The organism is Ensifer sp. ENS02, assembly GCF_014851885.1.
Classification (GTDB): Bacteria; Pseudomonadota; Alphaproteobacteria; order Rhizobiales; family Rhizobiaceae; genus Ensifer; species Ensifer adhaerens.
This window is the reverse complement of sequence record NZ_JACVAO010000003.1, coordinates 248295-271983: the sequence shown is the minus strand read 5'-3', so window position 1 is coordinate 271983 and position 23689 is coordinate 248295. Positions and strand designations below refer to the sequence as shown.

Here is a 23689-nt window from a genome sequence, read left to right as displayed (position 1 = left end):
GCAACGGAGAACGGACATGTCGGGAAAATTTCAAGGCTATCTCTATCTGTCGCTGGCGATGATCCTCGTCGGTAGTACGGTGATCGCCAGCAAGATCATCGCGACGGGCCTGCCACCGTTCACGGCCACCGCGCTGCGCTTCGCCGTCGCCTTCCCGCTCTTCCTGCTGTTGATGTGGCTCACCAGGACGTCATGGCCGAAACTTAAAGGCCGCGACTGGCTTCTCCTCATCGCCCAGGCCGGCGCTGGCAGCGTCGGCTATACGACGCTTTTGATCGCCGGCCTCAGCCTGACCTCGGCAACCGATGCCGGCGTGGTGATCGGTACGCTGCCGGTGGTTTCCGCCGCCATCGCCATCCTTCTTCTCGGCGAGCGCCCGGACCGCAAAGTGCTTGCGGCGATCGCACTTGCCGCAGCCGGCGTGCTGACCATCGTCTTCAAGCCCGGCGAAGGCGGCACCCATCCGCCGCTCGGCATCGCCCTCATCTTTGGCGCCGTCATATGCGAAGGCCTGTTCATCCTTCTCAACAAGCGCGTCAAGACGGAGATCTCGCCGCTGGCTCTTTCGACGCTGATGGCCGGCCTCGGCTTCGCGGTCGCCATCATCCCTGCGCTCTTCGAGACGCATGCGACGGCCGAGATCGACAGGGGCGCAATCGTTGCGGTTCTCTACTACGCCCTCATCCCGACCGTTGCCGGCTTCCTGCTCTGGTATGCGGGATCGGCCAAAGTAAGCGGCACCGAGGCCTCCGTCTTCACGGCGCTGGCGCCCGTTTCAGCCGTCGCCTTCGCCTTTCTCCTGCTCGACGAGCCGGTCGGCGCCCCTCAATTGCTTGGGATCGGCTGCGTGCTCGCCGCCGTCCTCGGCCTGACCCTACCCCAGATCCTCGCCGGCCGAAGGACGGCACGCGCCTTTCCGGTCGCGGAGGTTTGAACCAGAATGAACGCATCCAATTCGAGGACTTCCATGCACTTCCAGCACGCAGACGACATCTGGCGCGATTTCCCGGAGCTGAGCGCCGGCGCGCTTTTCATCGATGGCATAAATGGCGGCGTCTCGGTCGAGGACCATGTTCGCCAGTTCCAGGCGAGCGCAAATGATCGTCTCGGCGCGGGTTCGGAAAGCGACCTGCCCGAGATCCAGGCGTGGCGCCGGACCTTTGCCAAGATGGGATTGAAGCCGACACAATACCGCTCGGCAGCCGAAGCCTTGCTCCGCCGCTTCCGCAAGGAAGGCGACCTGCCCTCGATCCATCCGCTGATCGATCTTTGCAACGCCGCTTCGCTCGCCTTCGCCATTCCGATCGCCGTCTTCGACCTCTCCCACGTCAGCGGTTTTCTGCACGTCCGCCGGGCGGCCGGCAGCGAACGCTATCTGACGTTCTCAGGAGAAACGGAGAGCCCCGAACCAGGCGAAGTGATCTTCGCCGATGCCGAGGGGCGGGCGCATGCCCGGCGCTGGACCAACCGGCAGAGCGGTCTTTCGGCCATCCGGCCGCAGACGACGCATGCGCTGATCGTGGCGGAAGCGCTGCACAAGACGGCATGCGAGGACACCGAACGCCTGCTCACGGCACTTTCGCAGGCAATCGAACAGACCTGGGGCGCTCGCCCGAGCATGGCCATGCTCGATCGTTCGTCGCCGCGTTTCGATTTTTCGGTTTAGGGATTTCGTTCGGAAAACGGCGCTTGGGCGCCGCGAGACCGGCCGATGCCTAGGCACCGGCCGGACACAGGACAATCAGGCCGCCTTGGCGACGTGATATTCCTTGATCGCGACCATCTTGATCGCCGGATAGCGCTCGGCTTCGTAGCGCAGCGAGAAGCTGTCCTGCGCCAGGAACACCGGGTCGCCGTCGAGATCGCGGGCGATGTCGCCGCGGCGCGCGGTGACGAACTTGTCGAGTTCGGCCGGCTGATCGGACGAAATCCAGCGGCAAACGGAAAAGCGCGACATTTCGAAGGAGACCGGCAGGCCGTATTCGGCGCTGAGGCGCTCCTTCAACACGTCGAGCTGCAGCGCGCCGACGACGCCGACGATCGCCGGCGAGCCGTCTTCCGGCGAGAAGAGCTGCACGACGCCTTCTTCCGCCATCTGCTGCAGCGCCTCTTTCAGCTTCTTCGCCTTCATCGCATCCTCGAGCCGCACGCGGCGCAGGATTTCCGGCGAGAAGTTCGGCACGCCCTGGAACACCAGCGGCTCACCCTCCGTCAGCGTGTCGCCGATACGGAGCGTGCCGTGGTTCGGGATGCCGACGACGTCGCCGGCGTAAGCCGTGTCGGCGAGCTGGCGCTGCGAGGCGAAGAAGAACTGCGGGGCGCTGAGGCCAAGCTGCTTGCCGGTGCGCGACAGGCGTGCCTTCATGCCGCGCTCGAGCTTGCCGGAGCAGACGCGGGCAAAGGCGATGCGGTCGCGATGGTTCGGGTCCATGTTGGCCTGGATCTTGAAGACGAAGGCCGTCATCTTGTCGTCGGTCGCATGCACCGTGCGGATATCCGCGACCTGGTCGCGCGGCGGCGGGGCGATGTCGCCAAGCGCATTGATGAGATCGCGCACACCGAAGTTGCGCAGCGCCGAGCCGAAAAAGACCGGGGTCAGGTGGCCTTCGAGGAAGGCCTTCTTGTCGAAGGGCTTGCAGGCCTCGATCGCCAGCATCAGCTCTTCGGTAAAGGCGTCGCGCTCGTTTTCCGGCAGGCGATGGGAGGCCATTTCCGGGCCGTTGACCTTGGTCGGGATTTCCTGCGTGTCCGAACCGCGCACGGTGTTGTCGGCGAGGTTGTAGGACCCGCAGAAAGTCTTCGAGCGGCCGATCGGCCAGGTCACCGGCGCGCAGTCGAGCGCCAGCTTCTCCTCGACCTCATCCAGGATCTCGAAGGGATCGCGGCTCTCGCGGTCCATCTTGTTGACGAAGGTGATGATCGGGATGTCGCGCATGCGGCAGACTTCGAAGAGCTTTAGCGTGCGCGGTTCGATACCCTTGGCGGCGTCGATGACCATGACGGCCGCATCCACCGCCGTCAGCGTGCGATAGGTGTCATCGGCGAAGTCTTCGTGACCGGGCGTATCAAGAATGTTGAAGACGTTGCCGCCATACTCGAAGGTCATCACCGAGGTGACGACCGAGATGCCGCGCTCGCGCTCGATCTTCATCCAGTCCGAACGGGTCTGGATGCGGTCCTTCTTGGCCTTGACCTCACCGGCGAGCTGGATGGCACCGCCGAACAGCAGCAACTTTTCCGTGAGCGTGGTCTTACCGGCGTCCGGGTGGGCGATAATCGCAAATGTGCGGCGGCGGGAGACCGCCTCGGCGAGAGTTTCAGCCATGTCGTAAAATCCTGTGAGTTGCCGCGTCCTTTACAGGCTCGGCCCCGATTATGCAATTGACCGAGGCGCCCGTGGCCCGGCTTATGCGGGCATGAGCACGCACACTTCCCTATCCCGCCCGACCCTCAACCTCGTTCGTCTGCCGCACGGCGAAGGCCTGGAGCTTCCGGCCTACGAGACCGCAGGCGCCGCCGGCATGGATTTGCGCGCGGGCGTCCCCGCCGATCGCCCGCTGATGCTCACCCCCGGCAAGCGCGCCCTCGTTCCGACCGGCTTCATTTTCGAAGTGCCCGCCGGCTACGAGGCGCAGATCCGCCCGCGCTCCGGCCTCGCCTTCAAGCACGGCATCACCTGCCTCAACACGCCCGGTACGATCGACAGCGACTATCGCGGTGAAGTGAAGGTGCTGCTCGTCAATCTCGGCGACGAGGAGTTCATCATCGAGCGCGGCATGCGCATCGCCCAGATGGTGATCGCACCGGTCACGCAGGTCACGGTTCGCGAGGCCGACGGCGCAAGCGAGACGGCACGCGGCGCCGGCGGCTTCGGCTCGACCGGCGTCTGATCGAGCGACGGCTACCGCTTCGCACTTTTCCCGGAATTGGCTTTTAGGCCGTAATCCCGAACGGAAAACCGCATCCCACTGTTCCTGGAATTGCTCCCACTTACGCAATCTCGGACGGAAAACCGCTATGCACTTTTCCTGGGATTGCTCTCGCATGCGCAATTCCGGACGGAAAACCGCTTCGCACTCTTCCTGGGATTGCTTTAAATCAAAGGCGGCAGGCGGCGCTTGACCGGTGTCGACTTGACAATCGAGGTGTTGGTCTGCGCCTTCTCGGCGATCCGGTCGAGGATCGTGTCGAGCTGCGCCATGTCACGCACGTAGAGCTTGGCGATGAAGCAGTCGTCGCCTGTAACCTTGTCGCATTCGACGAATTCCGGCGTTTCCTGGATCAGCCTCTCGACGATGTGCAGCATGCCCGGCATCGGCCGCACGCGGATGACCGCCTGCAGCGGGTAGCCGACTTTGGCGGGGTTGAGGGCGATGGTGAAACCGTCGAGGACACCGCGCTCTTCCAGCTTGCGGAGCCTATCCGCAGCGCTCGGCGAGGAGAGCCCAGCCTCCTGCGCGAGCTCCTTCAGCGACACCCGGGCATTGGCGGCCAGTATGTCGAGGATTCGTCGGTCAATCTCGTCCAGCATCACGACACCATAAGTCACAACAACAAACAGAACTTCGATAATTAGGCAACCTAGCACAATTGCCTTCGTTAATCTATGGGAAAGGCCATGAGCACCGGCTATTCTGCGATCACCAATAGGAGCAGAAATCATGAATACCGAGCTCAAACGCGGCAGCATCGAGATGACGGCAGCGATGCTGATATCCGGCACCATCGGCTGGTTCGTGCTGATGTCGGGGCAGCCGGTGACGAGCGTGGTGTTCTGGCGCTGCGTCTTCGGGGCCATAACGCTCGTTGCCATTGCCTGGGCGCTCGGACTTCTCGACCGTCGCCACTTCAGCCGACGGATGCTGCTGCGTTCGGTCATCGGCGGCATCGCGATCGTGGTCAACTGGCTGCTGCTTTTCGCCGCCTATTCCCACGCATCGATCTCGATCGCGACGATGGTCTACAACACCCAGCCCTTCATGCTCTTGGGCCTCGGCGCCGTGTTCCTCGGCGAAAAGATCACCGTCACCAAGATCTTCTGGCTCCTGGTGTCGTTTGCCGGCATGCTCGCGATCATTTCGGCCAAGCCTGGCCAAGGCTTCGCGCCTGAAGATTATCTGATCGGCGTGGCCCTTTCGATCGGCGCTGCCTTCTTCTACGCGATCGCGGCGATTGCGACCAAGCTGCTCAAGGGCACGCCGCCGCATCTGATTGCGCTGATCCAGGTGATCACCGGCACCGTGATGCTGGCACCGATGGCGCTTGCCGCACCCGCCCCGTCAGGTGCAACGCAATGGTCGATCGTCCTGACCCTCGGCGTCATCCACACCGGGCTGATGTATGTGATGCTCTACGGCGCGATCCAGCGGCTGCCGACGCACATGACCGGGGCGCTTTCCTTCATCTATCCGATTGCCGCCATTGTGGTGGACCGCCTCGCCTTCGGGCACCAGTTGCAGCCGATCCAGATCGCCGGCTCCGTCGCGATCCTCGTTGCCGCCGCCGGCATGACTCTCGGCTGGAAACTTCGCCTTCCCTCTTCTATCAAGAAGCGGGAACGCGAAGGGAGAACTGCATGATCACCTGCTACCTGAAATATACTATCGACCCCTACAAGGCGGCCGAGTTCGAACATTACGCCAAGCTCTGGATCCCGCTCGTCAATCGGCTGGGCGGCACGCATCACGGCTACTTCCTGCCGCATGAAGGGGCGAACAACATCGCCCTGGCTCTCTTCAGCTTTCCGACCCTTGCCGACTATGAAAACTACCGCCGGGAAATGGCCGCGGATCCGGAATGCCAGGACGCCTTCGCCTATGCCGAGAAGACGCGTTGCATCCTCAGCTACGAGCGCAGCTTCATGCGGCCGGTTTTCGAGTAAGCCAGCTCCGGAGTCGAGGGCGGCATCGGCAAGCGCGCGTTAGCGCCGCGCTTCCGAGGCCATGCTCAGCGCGAAGCCGAAGAGCGCCGTCCCCATCGCCCAGCGCTGCACCACCATGAACAACGGCCGCCCGGCAAGAAAAGCGGCGATGCCGCTGGCGGCGAGCGCGATCATGGCGTTGACGGTGACGCTGGTCGCGATCTGGATCGAGCCGAAGACCAGCGACTGGCCGAGCACGTTGCCGAGCTCCGGCCGAATGAACTGCGGCAGCAACGAGAGATAGAGCACCGCTACCTTGGGATTGAGCAGGCTGGTCAGGAAGCCCATGACGAACAGCTTCTTCGGCCCATCCTTCGGCAGGTTCTTGACCTGAAAGGGCGAGCGTCCACCGGGCCTGACCGCCTGCCAGGCGAGATAGAGAAGGTAGGCTGCACCGGCGATGCGAAGCGCATCATAGGCGAGCGGCACGGCCAGAAGCAGCGCTGTGATACCGAGTGCCGCCGAGACCATATAGACGACGAAGCCGAGCGCCACGCCGCCGAGCGAAATCAAGCCTGCGCCCGGCCCCTGGCTGATCGAGCGCGAGATCAGGTAGATCATGTTCGGGCCTGGCGTCAGCACCATGCCAAGGGCCAGGAGGGCAAAGCCGATCATATCCTTCAACTCGGGCATGGAGAGGCGCCTTTCGCTCGTTTTCGCCAAGCTCTACGCATTTCGCACCAGCGGACAACGCCAGACTTGTCACCCGGTCAATTTCTTCAGCGGACGCCCGCCGGTCGCTGTTCGGTGATTTCCTTTTTCAGTCGCTTGAGGTAGAAATCGGCATCATCTTCGGAAGGACGTTCCATGACGCTCGCGGCCCTCATCGCCTATAGCGGCGCGCTCTTCATCGCCGCGGCCATTCCAGGCCCCGGCGTGACGGCGCTGGTTGCGCGCGCGCTCGGCTCCGGTTTCCGCGAGACCTTCTTCATGGGCCTCGGCATCGCGCTCGGCGACATGATCTATCTAACCGCGGTCATCCTCGGGCTGGCGCTGATTGCCCAGACCTTCACCACAGCCTTCCTGGTGGTGAAGTTTGCCGGCGTCCTCTACCTCGGCTACATCGCGTGGAAGCTGTGGAGCGCAGGGCTGCTGCCGGAGGACATCAAGGCGAAGCCGTCGACGAGTGCGGCCATGTCCTTTCTGTCCGGCCTGCTGATCACGCTCGGCAATCCGAAGACGATGCTGTTTTACGTGGCGCTCGTGCCGACGCTGATCGACATTCGGGCGATCGGACCCGGCGACTACGGCCTGCTCCTGACCGCCACCTTTCTGGTGCTCTTGAGCGTTCTCGTACCCTATATGCTGCTCGCATCGCGAGCGCGTCTGCTGCTCAAGCAACCGAAGGCCCTGAAAGCGCTGAACCGGGTTGCGGCCAGCGTGCTTGCCGGCACGGCGGCCTATATCGCGGTTCGCGCCAGCTGAAAAAACTTTTCCCGAACAACGACTTCGCCAGTGGTTTTTCCTTCGGCGGATCGCCGCGCGGTGTTTGTCGTTCTGGAATTGCGCGATCATTGTTCCTATTCTCATAGCTCGACAATTTACGCCCAAGGGAGAAACCCATGTCCGACACACGCAAGCCCGGCCGCGGCCGCGTCTACTCCTCGATCACGGAAACGATCGGCGACACGCCCATCGTGCGGCTGGACAAGCTTGCCAAGGAAAAGGGCGTCAAGGCGAACCTGCTCGCCAAGCTCGAATTCTTCAACCCGATCGCCTCGGTCAAGGACCGTATCGGTGTGGCGATGATCGAGAGCCTGGAAGCGCAGGGCAAGATTACGCCCGGCCGCACGACGCTGGTGGAGCCGACCTCCGGCAATACCGGCATCGCGCTCGCCTTCGTCGCGGCCGCCAAGGGCTACAAGCTGATCCTGACGATGCCGGAGACCATGTCGGTCGAGCGGCGCAAGATGCTGGCGCTGCTCGGCGCCGAGCTGGTGCTGACCGAGGGCGCCAAGGGCATGAAGGGCGCGATCGCCAAGGCGCAGGAACTGGTCGAGACACTGCCGGACGCCATCATCCCACAGCAGTTCGAAAACCCGGCCAACCCGGAAATTCACCGCAAGACGACGGCCGAAGAAATCTGGAACGACACGGACGGCGCTGTCGACATTTTCGTCTCCGGCATCGGCACCGGCGGCACGATTACCGGCGCCGGCCAGGTGCTGAAGGCGCGCAAGCCTTCGATCAAGGTAATCGCCGTCGAGCCGGAGGAATCTCCGGTTCTGTCCGGTGGCAATCCCGGGCCGCACAAGATCCAGGGCATCGGCGCAGGCTTTGCGCCGGCGATCCTCGACACCACGGTCTATGACGAGATCGTCACGGTCAACAGCGCGGAAGCGATCGAGGCCGCCCGCCTTGTCGCCAAGCTCGAAGGCGTCCCGGTCGGCATCTCCGCCGGTGCCGCTCTAACCGCGGCAATCGAGGTCGGCCAGCGCGAGGAAAATGCCGGCAAGACCATCGTCGTCATCATCCCGTCCTTTGCCGAACGCTACCTCTCGACGGTGCTGTTCGATGGCCTGGGCGGCTGATCAGGCTGGGATAACTTCTGATCGGAAAGGGCGCCCACGAGGCGCCCTTTTTTTTCCAGGCACGCCGCTATGCGGCGACGGGCAAGCGTTCCCCGGCGATCCGATAGGAAATCGCCTCGGCGAGATGGATTCGGCCGACCGTCGACGCACCATCGAGGTCCGCAAGCGTGCGCGCCACCTTCAGCACCCGGTGATAGCCGCGGGCGGAGAATTTCATCTTTTCGGCGGCGTCCCGGAGAAGCTGCAGGCCGGCCGCATCGGGTGCTGCGATCTTCTCGATCATCGAGGTTGACGCGCGGGCATTGCTTGTCAGCTCTGGATGTCCGAGGGCGGCGAAACGATCGATCTGCAGCGCCCGGGCACGGGCGACGCGACGGGCAACGACCTCACTGCTTTCGGCTGCGGCCGGCTTCAGGAGATCGGCGGCGCTGACGGCCGGCACGTCGATGCGGATATCGATGCGGTCCATCAGCGGACCAGAAATGCGCGCCTGATAGTCGGACATGCAGCGCGGTCCACGGGCGCAGCTGCGGCCGGGTTCGCCGGCCATGCCGCAGCGACAGGGGTTCATGGCCGCGACAAGCTGGATCGCGGCGGGATAGCTGACGCGGTGGTTGGCGCGGGCGATGATGCATTCGGCGGTTTCAAGCGGCTGGCGCAGCGCGTCGAGCACCTGCGGCGAGAATTCCGGAAACTCGTCGAGAAACAGTACGCCGTTGTGCGCAAGCGACGCCTCGCCGGGCTTGGCACGCAAGCCGCCACCAACCATGGCGGCCATCGTCGCGGAATGATGCGGCGTGCGGAACGGCCGCCGGTCCGAGAGCTTGCCGCCTGGAAGCTGCCCGGCGATCGAATGGATCATCGACACTTCGAGGAGCTCGGCCGGGTTGAGCGGCGGCAGGATCGACGGCAGGCGGGCAGCGAGCATCGACTTGCCCGAGCCGGGCGGGCCGACCATCAGCAGATTGTGGTTGCCGGCGGCCGCCACTTCGAGCGCCCGCTTGGCGCTTTCCTGACCCTTGATATCGGCGAGAGCGGGCAGGTTAGATGCGCCTGAGCGGATCGCGGCCTCGGGTCGCGAAAGCACCTGCGTACCGCGGAAATGGTTGGCGATTGCGATCAGGCTGCGGGGCGCCAGAATGTCGATCTCGGCCCCGGCCCAGGCCGCCTCGGGTCCGCTTTCGGCCGGGCAGATCAGCCCCTTGCCGAGCGCATTGGCGCCGATCGCGGCGGGGAGCGCGCCGGCAACGGCAGCAATGGTGCCATCGAGATTGAGCTCACCGATCACCACATAAGGCGCCAAAGCATCGCCGGGAATGGCGCCGAGGGCTGCCATCAGGCCGAGTGCGATCGCCAGGTCGAAGTGGCTGCCTTCCTTGGGAAGGTCAGCGGGCGCAAGATTGACGGTCACGCGCTTGGCCGGCAGCGCCAGACCTGAAGCATGAAGGGCGGCCTGCACCCGCTCGCGGCTTTCGGCGACGGCCTTGTCCGGCAGGCCGACGATCTGCATGCCGACCTTGCCCGGCGCGACCATCACCTGCACATCGACAGGCAGACCCTCGATACCCTGAAATGCGACCGTGCTGACGCGCGCGACCATGCTTGCCCCCCTCGCCCAGGCAGCCCAGTTATCGGGCGCCACAACCGCCCAGGGTTGCAGGCAGAAGACTTGCACGGATCGCGCACAAAAACAAGAACAATAACGGAACATTTGAGGAGGCGCGGGCCTGTACCCGGGACGTTTCGGCAAACGGCCGCGGGCGTAGGCCCGCGGCATGCGCCATCGACCCGAGATAGATCCTAGGCCGAGATCTTGATCAGGCGCGCTTGCGCTCGATCGCATCCCACAGCAGGCTCGCGACATCGGCGCCGCCGAACTTCTTCACTTCGCGGATGCCGGTCGGCGACGTCACGTTGATCTCGGTCATGTAGTCGCCGATAACGTCGATGCCGACGAAGAGGAAGCCGCGCTCCTTCAACGCAGGCGCGATGCGGGTGCAGATTTCCTTCTCACGCGCCGTCAGTTCGGTCGGCTCAGGCCGGCCACCAGCATGCATGTTGGAGCGGGCGTCGTGGTCTGCCGGAACGCGGTTGATGGCGCCGACCGGCTCGCCGTCGACGAGCAGGATGCGCTTGTCGCCCTTGCGCACCGCCGGCAGGTATTCCTGGGCGATGAAGGGCTCGCGGAACATCTGGCCGAACATTTCGAGCAGAGAGGACATGTTGCGGTCGTCGCGGGTCGAGTGGAACACGCCGGCGCCGCCGTTGCCGTAGAGCGGCTTCAGGATGATGTCGCCCATTTCCTGGCGGAAGCTGGCGATCTCAGCGGGGTCGCGGGTGATCAGTGTCTTCGGCATCAGGTCGGCGAATTCGGTGACGAAGATCTTCTCCGGCGAATTGCGCACCCAGGCGGGATCATTGACGACGAGCGTCTTCGGATGCAGGCGTTCCAAAAGGTGCGTCGAGGTAATGTAGGCCATGTCGAAGGGCGGGTCCTGGCGCAGCAGGATGACGTCCATGGTCGAAAGATCCACGCGCTCGGCTTCGCCAAGCGTGAAGTGGTCGCCCTTGACATCGCGCAGCGTCATCGGCTGCACGCTCGCATAGACCTTGCCGTCGCGCAGCGACAGCTTTTCCGGCGTATAGTGGAAGAGGCGATAGCCGCGCGACTGTGCCTCGAGGCTCATGGCGAAGGTGGAGTCGCCCGCAATGTTGATGCCCGACACATGGTCCATCTGGACCCCGACATTGACGATTTTCGCCATCTACCCATTCCCTCATGGATCACGGATAGCCGTGATCGATTTCAAAACCGCCGGAGCGAATGAGGACGGGAAAACCGCTGCCCTCTGCCGCACTGGCAAAGCCCTCGACATGTAGAATGCGGGCGGGCCTTAGGCAAGGAGAGGCGAGCCTATTCGAAGCCTTCGATCACGCAGGTGATGAGATCGTGATCCGAAAGCGGTCGGCCGGTTTCGTCAAGCGAAGGAATGATCGTGGTCTCGCCGATCTTCAGCCCGCGCGACAGGAACCAGTCGAGCTTCATCGCCCGCTCTGGCCAGCGGGTGATCAGGCTCGGCCGCGTGGTCATCACGTCGAGCGGCCCGCCATGGCGGGTAAAGCCTCTGATGGCGCTCATGGCAAACAGCCCTTCGGCCTCGAAATCGCCGCCGGCATGGTTGCCGGTGTTGAGATCGCCACCGATCATCACCGGCAGGCCGGGGAAAGTCTCGTCGAGCGCATCGATCAATTCCTTGACCTGGCGCTCTCGGTAGACGGCAGTCGTCGCACTCTCGAGATGGGTGGAGACGGCGACGAAGGGTCCGGCTTCCGTCTCGATGACGGCGCCGATCGCACAGCGCTCGCCAAGGCGCGGCTGCTCGCCATCGGTGAACCAGAGGCGTTCGCCCCATAGGCGCAACATGAAGGGCCGGGAGAACGGCACCGCAGCCATCACCGCATTGCCATGGAACCCCTTGGCGTTGAATTCGTCCTCGCAGAATTCGCGCTCCGTATCGGAGCCGAGCCCCATCTCGATGAACTCGATGCCATACGCATAGTGCATGCCGAGTGTTTCGGCGACTTCGGCGGTCGGGTGACGCTGGCCGGTGCGGGCCATGCCGTTGTCCATCTCTGAAAGGAGGACGACCGGCGCGTTTGTCGCGGCGAGATGGGCGGCGCTTTCGGCCGGAAACAGGCAGCGCTCCAGGTTCCAGGCAGCAACGGTGAACGGGAAGGCGAGCGGCGTATCGGAGGCCGGTGTGCCGCCGACCTCGACGCTGTTCATCTCCGGCCGTGCGGCCATGGCTGCGTCATGGGCGGCAATGGTGCGCACGATCTCGGCAAAGCTGGCGCGGGTTTCAAGCGAAGGAACGGCAAGCTGCTCGACGGTCTTGGAGATCACGATGCGGTCTCCAGGCGTGGCGCTGCAACCGGCGCTTCATTGGCAAACGACGTGCCGCGCTCCAGCCGCTTGCCGGTCTCGGTCGAGAAGAAGTGCAGACGGTCGACGGCGATCGTCACTGCAAGATCACCCGAAAGTGGCGTCTCCGGAGACAGCGCGATGGTGAGCGCCTGGCTCTCGATGGTGCCGTGCACGAGCCGCTGCGCGCCCAGTTCCTCGACATAGTCGACCTGGAACAGCATGGCGTCCTCGCCGACGCCGGCGAGCTTGAGATCTTCGGCACGAAGCCCAACCGTGACCGGGCCTTCGACCGGCGCACGGTCGCCAAGCGCGATCCTGTAGAGACCGATCTGCAGGTTGCCGCCTTCGATCACACCCTTGATCAGGTTCATCGCCGGCGAGCCGATGAAGCTGGCGACGAAGGTTGAGGCCGGGCGGTGATAGACGTCGAGCGGACGGCCGATCTGTTCGATGCGACCGCCATTCAGCACCACCAGACGGTCGGCAAGGGTCATCGCCTCGAGCTGGTCGTGGGTGACGTAGAGCGAGGTCGTGCCGAGGCGCTTCTGCAGGCGTTTGATCTCGCCGCGCATGGAGACGCGCAGCTTGGCGTCGAGATTGGAGAGCGGCTCGTCGAAGAGGAAGGCCGCCGGCTTGCGCACGATGGCGCGGCCCATGGCGACGCGCTGGCGCTGGCCGCCCGAGAGCGCACGGGGCTTGCGGGTAAGATAGGGCTCGATCTCCAGCATGCGAGCGGCTTCGGCGACGCGGGCGTCGATCTCGGCCTTCGGCGTCTTGCGGTTCTTCAGGCCGTAAGCGAGGTTTTCGTAGACGGTCATGTGCGGATAGAGCGCGTAGTTCTGGAAGACCATGGCGATGTCGCGCTCGGCCGGATCGACCTCGTTGATGACGCGTGAGCCGATCGTCACCGTGCCCTTCGAAATCGTCTCCAGCCCCGCGACCATGCGCAGAAGCGTGGACTTGCCGCAGCCGGACGGGCCGACCAGCACGATGAATTCGCCGTCCTCGATATCGATCGAGACGGATTTCACCGCCTCGACATTGCCGTGATAGATCTTCGAGACCTCGGCGATGGTAATGGCCGCCATGGCTGCCTCCGTAAGATTGATGTCGTTTCAGGAGCGGGCGGGACTTTTGTCCCGCCACGACCCCGTTTACTTGTCGCTTTCCGTCAGGCCCTTGATGAACCAGCGCTGGAAGATCACGACGATCATGACCGGCGGCAGCATGGCGAGAATCGCCAGCGCAAAGGCCTCGTTATAGTCGGGGATGTTCGAGCCGACCCAGACGAGCAGGATCTGCTTGATGCCGCGCACCAGGGTGAAGAAGCCTTCGTCGGTGGTCATCAGTGTGGGCCAGAGATACTGGTTCCAGCCGTAGACGAACATGATGATGAAGATCGCCGCCATCATCGTGCGCGAGAGCGGCACCAGCACGTCGATGAAGAACTTGAAGGGTCCGGCGCCGTCGATGCGCGCGGCCTCCAGCAACTCGTCCGGCACCGACTTGAAGAACTGCCGGAAGTAGAAGGTGCCCGTCGCCGAGGCGAGAAGCGGCACGATCAGGCCGGTATAGGTGTTGGTCAGCTTCAGCGTGTTCATCACTTCATAGGAAGGAAGGATGCGCACTTCGAGTGGCAGAAGCAGGGTGGTGAAGATCACCCAGAAGAAGAAGGTCGCGAGCGGAAAGCGGAAATAGACGAGCGCATAGGCCGCCAGCATCGACAGCACGATCTTGCCGACGGCGAAACCCAGGCCGAGGATCATCGAGTTCAGCATCATGTTGAAGCCGGTGATCTTGCCGGTGAAGCCGCCCTCGCGCGTCAGTACCGTCTGGTAGGTCTCGACGAAATGGCCGCCCCAGCTGAGGCTGAGACCGTTGCGGTGAATGTCGGCCGCCTCGTGCGTCGAGGTCATGAAGGCGACGACGACGGGCGCCACCATGATGAAGACGCCAAAGAGCAGGATGATGTGGTCGAAAATCTTGGTGCGATACATCGGCCCCACCTCAGTTGTAATGCACGCGCCGCTCGATGAAGCGGAACTGGAAGATGGTGAGCACGAAGACGATCAGCATCAGGATCACTGACTGGGCCGAGGACCCGCCGAGATCGTTGCCGCGGAAACCGTCCATGTAGACCTTGTAGACAAGGGTGATCGGGTTGTTGGCAGCCTTGTCCTTCACCATCACGTCGATGACGCCGAAGGTGTCGAACAGCGCATAGGTGACGTTAATGATCAGAAGGAAGAAGGCGGTCGGCGCGAGCAGCGGCAGGATCACCGTCCAGAAACGGCGGAACCCGGAGCGGCAGTCGATCGCCGCTGCTTCCCGCACCGAGACCGGAATACCCTGGAGCCCTGAGAGGAAGAAGATGAAATTGTAGGGGATCTGTTTCCAGACCGAGACGACCACCATGGAAAAGGCGGTGTCGAAGTAGTTCAGACCAACCTTGATGTCCCAGCCGAACCAGCGCGCAAGCTCGACGATCGGGCCGATATGCTGGTCGAAGAACATCATGCCGATGAGGCCTGCGACCGGCGGGGCAATGGCATAGACCCAGATCAGCAGCGTCTTATAGGCGGCGTTGCCGCGGATGACGCCATCGGCCTTGACGGCGAGCAGCAGCCCGATCGACAGCGCAAAGAAGGTGACCAACGCCGTGAAAACGGCGGTGAAACGGGCAATGCCGAGATATTCGCCTGATTTCAGCACGTCGGTATAATTGGTCATCCCGACGAAGGTCGAGCCGAAACCGAAGGGGTCTTCAAGATAGAACGACGACTGGATCGCCTGAACCGACGGCCAGTAGAAGAAGATGAAGATGATCGCGAGCTGCGGCGCGAGGAAGAGGTATGGCAGGAAGGGCGAGGAGAACTGCACGCGCTTTGCAGCGCTTTCGCCTCCGCTATTCGACTGGCCACCGAAAAGCCGGAAGGCGCCGAAGCGACGCCCCCCGGTCTTTGTTCCGGTCCCTCCCCGCGCTGCGGGGAGGAGATCTGTCGCGGTCGACATCGAGATCAGCCGGCCGTCTTGGCGAAACGGGCGAGCAGCTCGTTGCCTTCCTTCTCGATGGTGTCGAACGCGTCCTTGACGGTCGTTTCGCCCGAGAAGATGCGGCCGTATTCGCGTTCCATGATTTCGCGGATCTGCGGGTAGAAGCCGAGGCGGTAGCCCTTCGACCAGTCGCCGGCCGGCAGCATCAGCTGCTTGATGCCGACTTCGGCAACCGGCTTCTCCTTGTAGTAGCCATCCTTCTGGGCAAGCTCGTAGGCTGCCTTGGTGATGGCCACATAGCCGGTGGCCTTGTGGTAGAAGTACTGGATCTCAGGCGAGGTCAGGAACTGGAAGAAGTCGGCAACGCACTTGTTTTCTTCATCCGTCTTGCCGGACATGGCAAAGAGTGCCGCGCCGCCGATGAAGGAGTTGGTGCCGGCGCCCTTGATCGAGCCCCAATAGGGCAGGAAGGTTGCCGAGAACGGCATCTGCGCCGTCTTCTGCAGGCCGCCGAACGAACCCGACGAACCGATCCAGAACGCAGCCTTGCCTTCTTCGAAGACCTTCTGGTTGTCGTTCCAGCCGGCGCCGTAGAAGGCGAAGTAGCCTTCATCCTTCCAGGCCTTCAGCTTGTCGAACATCATGACGAGGTTCGGGTCGGTGACCTTCAGCTCAGTGTCGACGACGGCGTCGTAGCCGTTGTTGTTGGTGGCGAACTGGATGTTGTTGCGGGAGAAGAAGTTCTCCGTGAACTGCCAGGTGAGCTGCGACTGGACGAGCGGGATGTAACCGGCTTCCTTCAGCTTCGGGGCGACGGCCTCGAACTCTTCCCAGGTCTTCGGCGCTTCGACGCCGGCCTTCTTCAGGGCCTCGTCGTTGATGTACATGATCGGCGCGGAGGAATTGAACGGCATGCCGACGAACTTGCCTTCGCTGTCGGCGTAGAAGTAGCGCACGCCATCGATGAAGGCGTTGCGGTCGAAGTTGTGACCAGCCTTGATGATCAGGTCTTCGGCCGGGATGACCGCGCCCTTGGCGTTGATGATCGTGGCGGCACCGGCGTCGAAGACCTGCAGGATGTTCGGCTGTTCACCCGAGCGGAAAGCGGCGATACCGGAAGCGAGCGCTTCCTCGTAGGTGCCCTTGGAAACCGGGGTCAGCGCGCAGGCGCTCTGGGCTTCATTGAACTTCTTGGAAACTTCATTGATGACTTCGCCGTTGCGGCCGGCCATGCCGTGCCACCAGGTAATGTTGGTCGCGGCAAGCGACGAGGTCGCGGAAAATGCAAGGGTAAGGGCTGCGAGCGTAAACTTCTTGAACATGACTAATCCTCTCCACCGGGTTGCGGATGGCAGTGGACTAGTGACCTTCAATGACAGGCCCGTAACGCTTTTATGTCGGAACGATTACAAATTCGAGAATATGTTCCAATGAGGGGCACCCGCGGAACAACGCAATCATTTCCCTTCATTATGCGCCGATTCAGAACGCATCCGGCAGGTGCCGCGGCCAGCCCCAGGGGGTCACGGTGACGATGTCGTAGCGCACGGAAAGCCTGTTGAAATCAGGCTGTTTCGCCAGCCAAAGATCGCTCGCGGCACGGATACGCCTCTGCGCTGTCGCCGTCACGGCGAAGACGCCGTCTTCGGCCGAGCGACGGGCCTTGACCTCGACGCAGGCGATGAGATCGCCGCGCCGGGCAATGATGTCAATTTCGCCAAGCTTGGTGCGATGGCGCATCGCGACGATGCGGTAGCCCTTGAGCAAGAGACAGAGTGCGGCGCGATACTCGGCTAGGTATCCCCGCCTGAGTGCCTTCAGCTTCCGCCGATCACCCGCCTCAGTCGCCATTGCGTTCCTTCAACTGCAGCAGCCGGTCATAGAGTTCCTTGCGCGGCAGGCCCGTCTGGCGGGCGGCTTCGGTTGCCGCCTTGCCGGTCGGCATGTCGGCGACCAGGCTTTGCAGCAGCGCGTCGACGTCGGCCGCTTCCGGTTCGGGCGCGGCATCGGGAGGGCCGATGACGAGCACGATCTCGCCCTTGACCGGCCCCGCCTGTTCATAATGAGCAGCAAGCTCGCCGAGCGTGCCGCGGCGAAATTCCTCGAAGGTCTTGGTCAATTCGCGGCAGACGGACGCCCGCCTGCCTTCCCCCAAAACGTCGGCCGCCGCCGCAACCGTCGCAGCGATCCGGTGCGGCGATTCGAAGAACAGGATCGTTGCCGGCACGGCGGCGAGTTCCCTGAGGCGATCGCGTTTGGCCTTGTCCTTGGTCGGCAGGAAACCGGCAAAGAGGAAAGCATCGTTCGGCAGGCCGGACCCGACGAGGGCTGCAAGCGGCGCCGAGGCGCCGGGAATCGGCACGACGCGATGTCCGGCCTCGATCGCAAGCTGCCCCAGGCGGTAGCCGGGGTCAGAGACCAGTGGCGTGCCGGCATCAGAGACGAGTGCCACCGAACGCCCTTCGGCGAGCGCTGCCAGCAGCCGCGGACCGGCCTCGTCGGCATTGTGCTCGTGGTAGGCGTAGGGCCGATTGGTGATGCCGTATCGATCAAGCAGAACACGGGTGACCCGCGTGTCCTCACAGGCAAGCACATCGGCGCCGGCCAATGTTTCCAGCGCGCGCAGCGTGATATCGCCGAGATTCCCGATCGGGGTTGCCACCAGATAGAGCGCGGCATCAAGGGGGCGGGCCGGAACGCTCACATTGTGCAGCCGGTAGCTGCGCTCCCTCTGTCCGCCTGCCGGTTCCGCTGTCTTTTGCTTTTCCACCTGTAACGTCCTGATCGTGCTTACCGATGTGTCTGTCCGGTCTTTATGAGTGAGCCACCATCGCAGAGCAAGGGCAAGACGACGGGCCTACGTGCCGCATCTGGGGACAGAAGCCCTCAAACCCCTTGCTTTCCGGGCGCTCTTTCTGCCATTTTGCCGGTCCACATCTATCCGGTCGGTCGGCCGGGGCACTCGCAGTTGACGCTCAGGCGGACGTTTCGCCCGCCGGGCAATGGTTGAAAGCGGCATCCCATGCGCATTACTCTCGAGCGATCCAACCTCCTGAAATCGCTGAACCACGTGCACCGCGTGGTGGAGCGGCGAAACACGATCCCGATCCTCTCGAACGTGCTCCTGCGTTCCGACGGCGCCAGCCTCGAAATGAAGGCGACCGACCTCGACCTCGAAATCACCGAGGCGACCCCGGCCCAGGTGGAGCAGGCGGGCGCGACCACCGTGCCAGCGCACCTGCTCTACGACATCGTGCGCAAGCTGCCCGACGGTTCGGAAGTGCTGCTCGCCACCAACGCCGAGGGCACGGCGATGACCGTCGCCTCGGGCCGTTCCAAGTTCTCGCTGCAGTGCCTGCCGCAATCCGACTTCCCGGATCTGACCGCCGGCAGCTTCTCGCATTCGTTCCGCCTCAAGGCGACCGACCTCAAGATGTTGATCGATCGCACCCAGTTCGCGATCTCGACCGAGGAAACCCGCTACTATCTCAACGGCATCTTCGTACACACGGTCGAAAGCAAGGGTGAGCTGAAACTGCGCGCCGTCGCAACCGACGGCCATCGCCTGGCGCGCGCCGACGTCGAGGCGCCATCCGGCTCCGAAGGCATGCCGGGCATCATCATCCCGCGCAAGACCGTCAGCGAATTGCAGAAGCTGCTCGACAACCCGGAACTCGTCGTCACCGTCGAAGTCTCGGACGCCAAGATCCGCTTGACGATCGGCTCGATCGTCATGACCTCGAAGCTGATCGACGGCACTTTCCCCGACTACCAGCGCGTCATCCCGGCCAACAACGACAAGGAACTGCGCGTCGATTGCCAGTCCTTCGCTCAGGCGGTCGATCGCGTATCGACGATCTCGTCGGAGCGCGGCCGCGCCGTCAAGTTGGCGCTGAACGAAGGCCAGATGACGCTGACGGTCAACAATCCCGATTCCGGCAGTGCTACGGAAGAACTGCCCGTCGGCTACGACCACGATCCGCTCGAAATCGGCTTCAACGCGAAGTACCTGCTCGACATCACTTCGCAGCTGACCGGCACCGATGCGATCTTCATGCTGGCAGACCCGGGCTCGCCGACGCTCGTCCGTGATCTGGCCGCTGAAGATGCGCTCTATGTGCTCATGCCGATGCGCGTGTAGCCGGGCCTGACGCGGCGCGAAATGCCAACCCGTCACGCCCGCGCGTGGCGGGTTTTTTGTTGGCCGCGGCATCTGCGGACTGTTGATAAGCGAACGCTTTCAGGCGCAGACAGACTTGTTTTTGCCGCAGATGGGGACACATTATGATCACCGCCGCCGCGGCCGGCCCGAATCACCGGGCGAGGAATTTTGAGCGGACGGCCTGTGCGAGGAGAGGACAGCGGTTTTGAGGGGTTCAATGAATTTGCGCGTGAAGGTGAAGGAACGGCTCGGACGGAAGTTCGACGAAGAGATTCGCTTTTTCAAGGGATGGATGAGCAATGCCAAGGCCGTCGGCGCGATCCTGCCGACCTCCTCCGTCACAGCGCGCCGAATGGCGAGCGTCATCAATCCGGCCTCAGGCCTTCCGGTTCTTGAGCTCGGTCCCGGCACCGGCGTCATCACCAAGGCGATCCTGGAACGTGGCCTTGAGCCGTCCAATCTCGTGTCGATCGAGTATTCGACCGATTTCTACAATCAGCTCAAGACCAACTTCAACGGCGTCAACTTCATCAACGGCGACGCCTTCGATCTGGAACACACGCTCGGCGAACTCAACGGCCAGACCTTCGACAGCGTCGTCTCTGCCGTGCCGCTTCTGAACTTCCCGATGCATCGCCGCGTCGAACTGATCGACGATCTGCTGTCGCGCATTCCGGTCGGCCGGCCTGTCGTGCAGATTTCCTATGGGCCTTTGTCGCCCGTCGTTGCCATGCCGGACCGCTACAGCATCCAGCATCTCGACTTCGTCGTGCGCAACATTCCGCCGGCGCAGCTCTGGGTCTATCGCCGGGCGCACTGACGGGATGTTCGGCGTCTACGTCACCCATCCGCAGGTCCAGATCGATCCGGACGTGCCCGTCCCGCAATGGGGACTTTCCACTGTTGGCCGCGAACGCGCGGTCATCACCGCCCCATTGCCCTGGGTGCGTTCGCTCGGACGGATCGTTTCGAGCGACGAAACCAAGGCGATCGAGACGGCACAACTTTTGGCCGATGCGGCCGGCGTGACGGTCGAGGTCCACCACGACATGGGCGAGAACGATCGCTCGGCCACCGGCTTCCTGCCGCCGCCGGAATTCGAGAAGGCGGCCGACTGGTTCTTCGCCAATCCCACCGAAAGCTTCAAGGGCTGGGAGCGCGCGATCGATGCCCAGAGCCGCATCTCGAACGCGGTCTTTCGGATCCTCGGCGATCACGATCCGAAAATCCCGATTGCCTTCGTCGGCCATGGCGGCGTCGGCACACTTCTGAAATGCCGCCTTACCGGCGCGCCAATCTCGCGCGCAGCCGACCAGAAGGGTGGTGGCGGCGGCAATGTCTTCGCTTTCCGCCTTGCGGATCGGACTGTTGCATGCGACTGGACCCCGATGGAACACTGGCAGGGGATTTAGACGATGACCGAAACCGCGCGCGACAGACTGATCGTAGGCCTCGACCTTCCGACGATTGCGGATGCCGAGAAGATCGTGTCGACGCTCGGCAACGATGTCTCCTTCTACAAGATCGGCTACCAGTTGGTCTTTGCCGGCGGCCTGGAATTCGCGCGCGACCTGGCCAAAAGCGGCAAGAACGTCTTCCTCGACATGAAGCTGCTCGACATCGACAACACGGTGGCCAAGGGCGTCGAGAACATCGCCAAGATGGGCATGTCGATGCTGACCCTGCACGCCTATCCGAAGGCGATGAAGGCGGCTGTCGAGGCTGCGAAAGGCTCCGACCTCTGCCTGCTCGGCGTCACCGTGCTCACCTCGATGGACGAGCAGGACGTGATCGATGCCGGCTATGAATACGATCCGCACACGCTGGTGCTGCGCCGGGCCGAACAGGCGCGCGCCGCCGGCATGGGCGGCATCGTCTGCTCAGCGGAAGAATCGGCGGCAGTGCGCAAGATCATCGGGCCGGACATGGCACTCGTCACCCCGGGCATTCGCCCGGCCGGCGCGGACAAGGGCGACCAGAAGCGGGTGATGACGCCCTCCGAGGCGCTCAAGGCCGGATCCAGCCATCTCGTCGTCGCGCGCCCAATCGTCGCAGCCGCCGAGCCGCTTGCGGCTGCCCGCGCCATCCTTGCCGAAATGAACGGTGCGCTCGCCCGCTGATGCCGGGCGACACCCGTCGGACCAACGCGCCCGGTCGATCCGCTTGACCTTGGCCCAAATTTGCCGGAAGTAACACTCCCGTCAGCCTTTCGTGCTGCAAGACGAGGAGCTCAATATGGCCAAGGGATACTGGATCGCACGGGTCGATGTCCGCGACCCCGAGCGCTACAAGGACTATGTAGCGGCCGCAAAGCCCGCCTTCGAGAAATACGGCGCCAATTTTCTGGCACGCGGCGGGCTGCATCATCGGTTGGAGGGTGGCGTTCGCGCCCGCAACGTCGTCATCGAATTTCCATCGCTGCAGGCAGCGATCGACTGTTATAACTCTCCCGAGTACCAGATTGCCGCCGCGATCCGCCAGGAAGTCGCCGACGCCGAGATGGTGGTCGTCGAAGGCGTCTGATCCCACCGCCCCCAACCTTCAGCAGGCCCTGCACGCAGGCGTCGATTGGCCTTCACCTCTCGCGGCTGTTGGGCTATGTAGCAATCAATTCTTTCCGATCCGATCAGGAGTGCACATCCCATGACCTTGTCCAACCTTCCGCCGCTGGTGACGATTTTCGGCGGATCCGGGTTCGTCGGCCGTCATGTGGTGCGCGCGCTCGCCAAACGCGGCTATCGCATCCGCGTCGCCGTTCGCCGGCCGGACCTTGCCGGTCATCTCCAGCCGCTCGGCAATGTCGGCCAGATCTCCTTCGTTCAGGCGAACCTGCGCTACCGTAAATCGGTCGACCGCGCCGTTGAAGGCTCCGATCACGTCATCAACTGCGTCGGCGTGCTGTTCGAGAGCGGCCGCAACACCTTCGATGCGGTCCAGGATTTCGGCGCCCGTGCCGTGGCTGAAGCGGCCCGCGGCGTCGGCGCGACGCTGACCCATATCTCCGCCATTGGCGCCGACGCCTCCTCTGCATCGAACTACGCCCGCAGCAAGGGCCGCGCCGAGGCCGCTATCCTTGAGACCAAGCCTGACGCGATCATCCTGCGTCCGTCGGTCGTCTTCGGTCCAGAGGACGGCTTCTTCAACAAATTCGCCAACATGGCCCGCTTCTCGCCGGTCCTGCCGCTGATCGGCGGCGGTGAGACGAAATTCCAGCCCGTCTACGTGACCGACGTCGCCGAAGCCGTGGCCCGCGCCGTCGACGGCAAGATCGCCAAGGGCAAGATCTACGAACTCGGCGGCCCTGACGTCTTGAGCTTCCGCGACTGTCTCGAGATCATGCTCAACACGATCGACCGCAAGCGCACGCTCGTCTCGCTGCCCTTCGGCGTCGCGTCCCTGATCGGCAGCGTTTCGTCGCTGATCCCCTTCGTCACGCCGCCGCTTACCGCCGACCAGGTGGTGTTGCTGAAATCTGACAATGTCGTCTCCGCAAAGGCCGTATCGGAAGGCCGCACGCTTTCCGGCATCGGCATCGACCCGACGATGCTGGAATCGATCCTGCCGACCTATCTGGTGCGCTACCGCCCGCAGGGCCAGTACACCCGTAGCGGCCGCGCCGCCTGATCGGCAGCAGCCCAACGATTTTTTTGAACGGCCGCCGGAACCACCGGCGGCCGTTTTCTGTTGTATTGCGGTAACAGCGTTGCAGTTCTGCCGCAGTCGGAAAAGCGATTGGCATTTACCGCAAATTCAACATGTCCTGATATTGATCATGTCATATCCACCAACTAAACACCGCCTCGCGCCCCCGATCCCAAGGCATGACGGCGGGCGGCGGCATCAATCTCGAAAGGCATAGCGTCCATGGGCAAGTCGATCGCAATCTTTTTTGCGTGTGCGGCACTGATCATTCTGGCTGGCTCGTTCATGGCGCCGAACACGGTCGCCAGCAGCGGCAAGGATTGCGCACCGGCCTATGGCGTCGATCCGTGCACCACGGCATCGATCGACCTTTCCGGCCACTAAGGGCCGGCGCCTCGACGAGGCATCAAAAGTTATTGGCGGGGGCCAGTAGCCGCGTGCGTTTCACCATGAGACGCACGCGGCTTTGTTTTTAGGGCCTGACAACAGGTCAAAGAAAAAGGCGCGTCCGGGAC

The 23689-nt window shown here is 63.2% G+C and carries 26 protein-coding genes; 14 read left to right on the top strand and 12 right to left on the bottom strand.

Annotated features, from left to right (window positions below; all coding sequences use genetic code 11):
• The first annotated feature begins 16 nt into the window (after positions 1 to 16).
• Together IB262_RS08655 and IB262_RS08650 are read left to right on the top strand one after the other, a co-directional pair.
• Positions 17 to 934 (top strand): DMT family transporter, encoded by a 918-nt coding sequence (locus IB262_RS08655; RefSeq protein WP_112974789.1) that lies wholly within the window; start codon positions 17 to 19, stop codon positions 932 to 934.
• A 33-nt stretch (positions 935 to 967) separates the two neighbouring features.
• Positions 968 to 1666, top strand: coding sequence for a phenylalanine--tRNA ligase beta subunit-related protein (locus tag IB262_RS08650; protein ID WP_060580632.1), 699 nt, complete (start codon positions 968 to 970; stop codon positions 1664 to 1666).
• A 75-nt stretch (positions 1667 to 1741) separates the two neighbouring features.
• Here IB262_RS08650 and IB262_RS08645 read toward each other — a convergent pair whose 3' ends face one another.
• Positions 1742 to 3325 (bottom strand): peptide chain release factor 3, encoded by a 1584-nt coding sequence (locus IB262_RS08645; RefSeq protein ID WP_034797554.1) that lies wholly within the window; start codon positions 3323 to 3325, stop codon positions 1742 to 1744.
• Positions 3326 to 3416: 91 nt separating this feature from the next.
• Here IB262_RS08645 and dut point away from each other — a divergent pair, with 91 nt between their 5' ends.
• Entirely contained in the window at positions 3417 to 3890 is a 474-nt protein-coding gene (gene dut, locus IB262_RS08640; RefSeq protein ID WP_034797555.1) for a dUTP diphosphatase, read from the top strand.
• A 203-nt stretch (positions 3891 to 4093) separates the two neighbouring features.
• Here dut and IB262_RS08635 read toward each other — a convergent pair whose 3' ends face one another.
• Positions 4094 to 4531: an Lrp/AsnC family transcriptional regulator gene (locus tag IB262_RS08635; RefSeq protein ID WP_060519687.1), complete on the bottom strand. Its 438-nt coding sequence runs from the start codon at positions 4529 to 4531 to the stop codon at positions 4094 to 4096.
• A 130-nt stretch (positions 4532 to 4661) separates the two neighbouring features.
• Between IB262_RS08635 and IB262_RS08630 the strand changes: the two genes are divergently transcribed.
• Positions 4662 to 5579, top strand: a complete 918-nt coding sequence (locus IB262_RS08630) for a DMT family transporter (protein ID WP_192493514.1) — start codon at positions 4662 to 4664, stop codon at positions 5577 to 5579.
• A complete protein-coding gene (locus IB262_RS08625) occupies positions 5576 to 5881 on the top strand; it encodes an NIPSNAP family protein (protein WP_112974788.1) in 306 nt (101 codons plus the stop codon). The genes IB262_RS08630 and IB262_RS08625 overlap by 4 nt, the downstream gene beginning before the upstream one ends.
• A 39-nt stretch (positions 5882 to 5920) precedes the next feature.
• On the opposite strand, the gene IB262_RS08620 is transcribed toward IB262_RS08625, so the two are convergent.
• On the bottom strand, positions 5921 to 6553 hold the full coding sequence (locus IB262_RS08620) for a LysE family translocator (RefSeq protein ID WP_034797562.1): 633 nt from the start codon (positions 6551 to 6553) through the stop codon (positions 5921 to 5923).
• 174 nt (positions 6554 to 6727) lie between these two features.
• Between IB262_RS08620 and IB262_RS08615 the strand changes: the two genes are divergently transcribed.
• Both IB262_RS08615 and cysK read left to right on the top strand, forming a co-directional pair.
• Entirely contained in the window at positions 6728 to 7345 is a 618-nt protein-coding gene (locus tag IB262_RS08615) for a LysE family translocator (RefSeq protein WP_060580631.1), read from the top strand.
• Positions 7346 to 7482: 137 nt separating this feature from the next.
• Entirely contained in the window at positions 7483 to 8451 is a 969-nt protein-coding gene (cysK, locus tag IB262_RS08610) for a cysteine synthase A (RefSeq protein ID WP_034797566.1), read from the top strand.
• Positions 8452 to 8518: 67 nt separating this feature from the next.
• On the opposite strand, the gene IB262_RS08605 is transcribed toward cysK, so the two are convergent.
• The 9 genes from IB262_RS08605 to rsmI all read right to left on the bottom strand — a co-directional run bounded on the left by IB262_RS08605 (position 8519) and on the right by rsmI (position 18140).
• Positions 8519 to 10051, bottom strand: a complete 1533-nt coding sequence (locus IB262_RS08605; RefSeq protein ID WP_112974787.1) for a YifB family Mg chelatase-like AAA ATPase — start codon at positions 10049 to 10051, stop codon at positions 8519 to 8521.
• A gap of 217 nt (positions 10052 to 10268) precedes the next feature.
• A complete protein-coding gene (gene gshB / locus IB262_RS08600) occupies positions 10269 to 11216 on the bottom strand; it encodes a glutathione synthase (protein ID WP_060519677.1) in 948 nt (315 codons plus the stop codon).
• Between the two features lie 149 nt (positions 11217 to 11365).
• Positions 11366 to 12355, bottom strand: a complete 990-nt coding sequence (locus IB262_RS08595) for an endonuclease (protein ID WP_162731846.1) — start codon at positions 12353 to 12355, stop codon at positions 11366 to 11368.
• On the bottom strand, positions 12352 to 13464 hold the full coding sequence (locus IB262_RS08590) for a sn-glycerol-3-phosphate import ATP-binding protein UgpC (RefSeq protein ID WP_034804456.1): 1113 nt from the start codon (positions 13462 to 13464) through the stop codon (positions 12352 to 12354). Before IB262_RS08590 ends, IB262_RS08595 begins: the two co-directional genes overlap by 4 nt.
• Positions 13465 to 13530: 66 nt before the next feature.
• Positions 13531 to 14373, bottom strand: coding sequence for a sn-glycerol-3-phosphate ABC transporter permease UgpE (ugpE, locus tag IB262_RS08585; protein WP_034804459.1), 843 nt, complete (start codon positions 14371 to 14373; stop codon positions 13531 to 13533).
• A 10-nt stretch (positions 14374 to 14383) separates the two neighbouring features.
• Positions 14384 to 15388 (bottom strand): ABC transporter permease subunit, encoded by a 1005-nt coding sequence (locus IB262_RS08580; RefSeq protein ID WP_226020646.1) that lies wholly within the window; start codon positions 15386 to 15388, stop codon positions 14384 to 14386.
• 5 nt (positions 15389 to 15393) lie between these two features.
• Complete coding sequence (locus IB262_RS08575; protein ID WP_029742937.1) at positions 15394 to 16692, bottom strand: extracellular solute-binding protein; 1299 nt, start codon at positions 16690 to 16692, stop codon at positions 15394 to 15396.
• Positions 16693 to 16852: 160 nt separating this feature from the next.
• A complete protein-coding gene (locus IB262_RS08570) occupies positions 16853 to 17221 on the bottom strand; it encodes a YraN family protein (RefSeq protein WP_060608384.1) in 369 nt (122 codons plus the stop codon).
• A complete protein-coding gene (gene rsmI, locus IB262_RS08565) occupies positions 17211 to 18140 on the bottom strand; it encodes a 16S rRNA (cytidine(1402)-2'-O)-methyltransferase (RefSeq protein ID WP_034804465.1) in 930 nt (309 codons plus the stop codon). Before rsmI ends, IB262_RS08570 begins: the two co-directional genes overlap by 11 nt.
• A 252-nt stretch (positions 18141 to 18392) precedes the next feature.
• Between rsmI and dnaN the strand changes: the two genes are divergently transcribed.
• The 7 genes from dnaN to IB262_RS08530 all read left to right on the top strand — a co-directional run bounded on the left by dnaN (position 18393) and on the right by IB262_RS08530 (position 23558).
• Positions 18393 to 19511 carry a DNA polymerase III subunit beta gene (dnaN, locus tag IB262_RS08560; RefSeq protein ID WP_034804468.1) on the top strand — a complete coding sequence of 373 codons (1119 nt, stop codon included), beginning with the start codon at positions 18393 to 18395 and terminating at the stop codon, positions 19509 to 19511.
• A gap of 238 nt (positions 19512 to 19749) precedes the next feature.
• Positions 19750 to 20352 (top strand): phospholipid N-methyltransferase PmtA, encoded by a 603-nt coding sequence (gene pmtA, locus IB262_RS08555; RefSeq protein WP_082005986.1) that lies wholly within the window; start codon positions 19750 to 19752, stop codon positions 20350 to 20352.
• Between the two features lie 4 nt (positions 20353 to 20356).
• Positions 20357 to 20944 carry a histidine phosphatase family protein gene (locus IB262_RS08550; protein ID WP_112976934.1) on the top strand — a complete coding sequence of 196 codons (588 nt, stop codon included), beginning with the start codon at positions 20357 to 20359 and terminating at the stop codon, positions 20942 to 20944.
• Between the two features lie 3 nt (positions 20945 to 20947).
• Positions 20948 to 21652 carry an orotidine-5'-phosphate decarboxylase gene (pyrF, locus tag IB262_RS08545; protein WP_034804475.1) on the top strand — a complete coding sequence of 235 codons (705 nt, stop codon included), beginning with the start codon at positions 20948 to 20950 and terminating at the stop codon, positions 21650 to 21652.
• 115 nt (positions 21653 to 21767) lie between these two features.
• Positions 21768 to 22055, top strand: a complete 288-nt coding sequence (locus IB262_RS08540) for a DUF1330 domain-containing protein (RefSeq protein WP_034804478.1) — start codon at positions 21768 to 21770, stop codon at positions 22053 to 22055.
• Between the two features lie 120 nt (positions 22056 to 22175).
• Positions 22176 to 23156: a complex I NDUFA9 subunit family protein gene (locus IB262_RS08535; protein WP_060519663.1), complete on the top strand. Its 981-nt coding sequence runs from the start codon at positions 22176 to 22178 to the stop codon at positions 23154 to 23156.
• A 240-nt stretch (positions 23157 to 23396) separates the two neighbouring features.
• A complete protein-coding gene (locus IB262_RS08530; protein ID WP_034804494.1) occupies positions 23397 to 23558 on the top strand; it encodes a hypothetical protein in 162 nt (53 codons plus the stop codon).
• Positions 23559 to 23689: the final 131 nt, after the last annotated feature.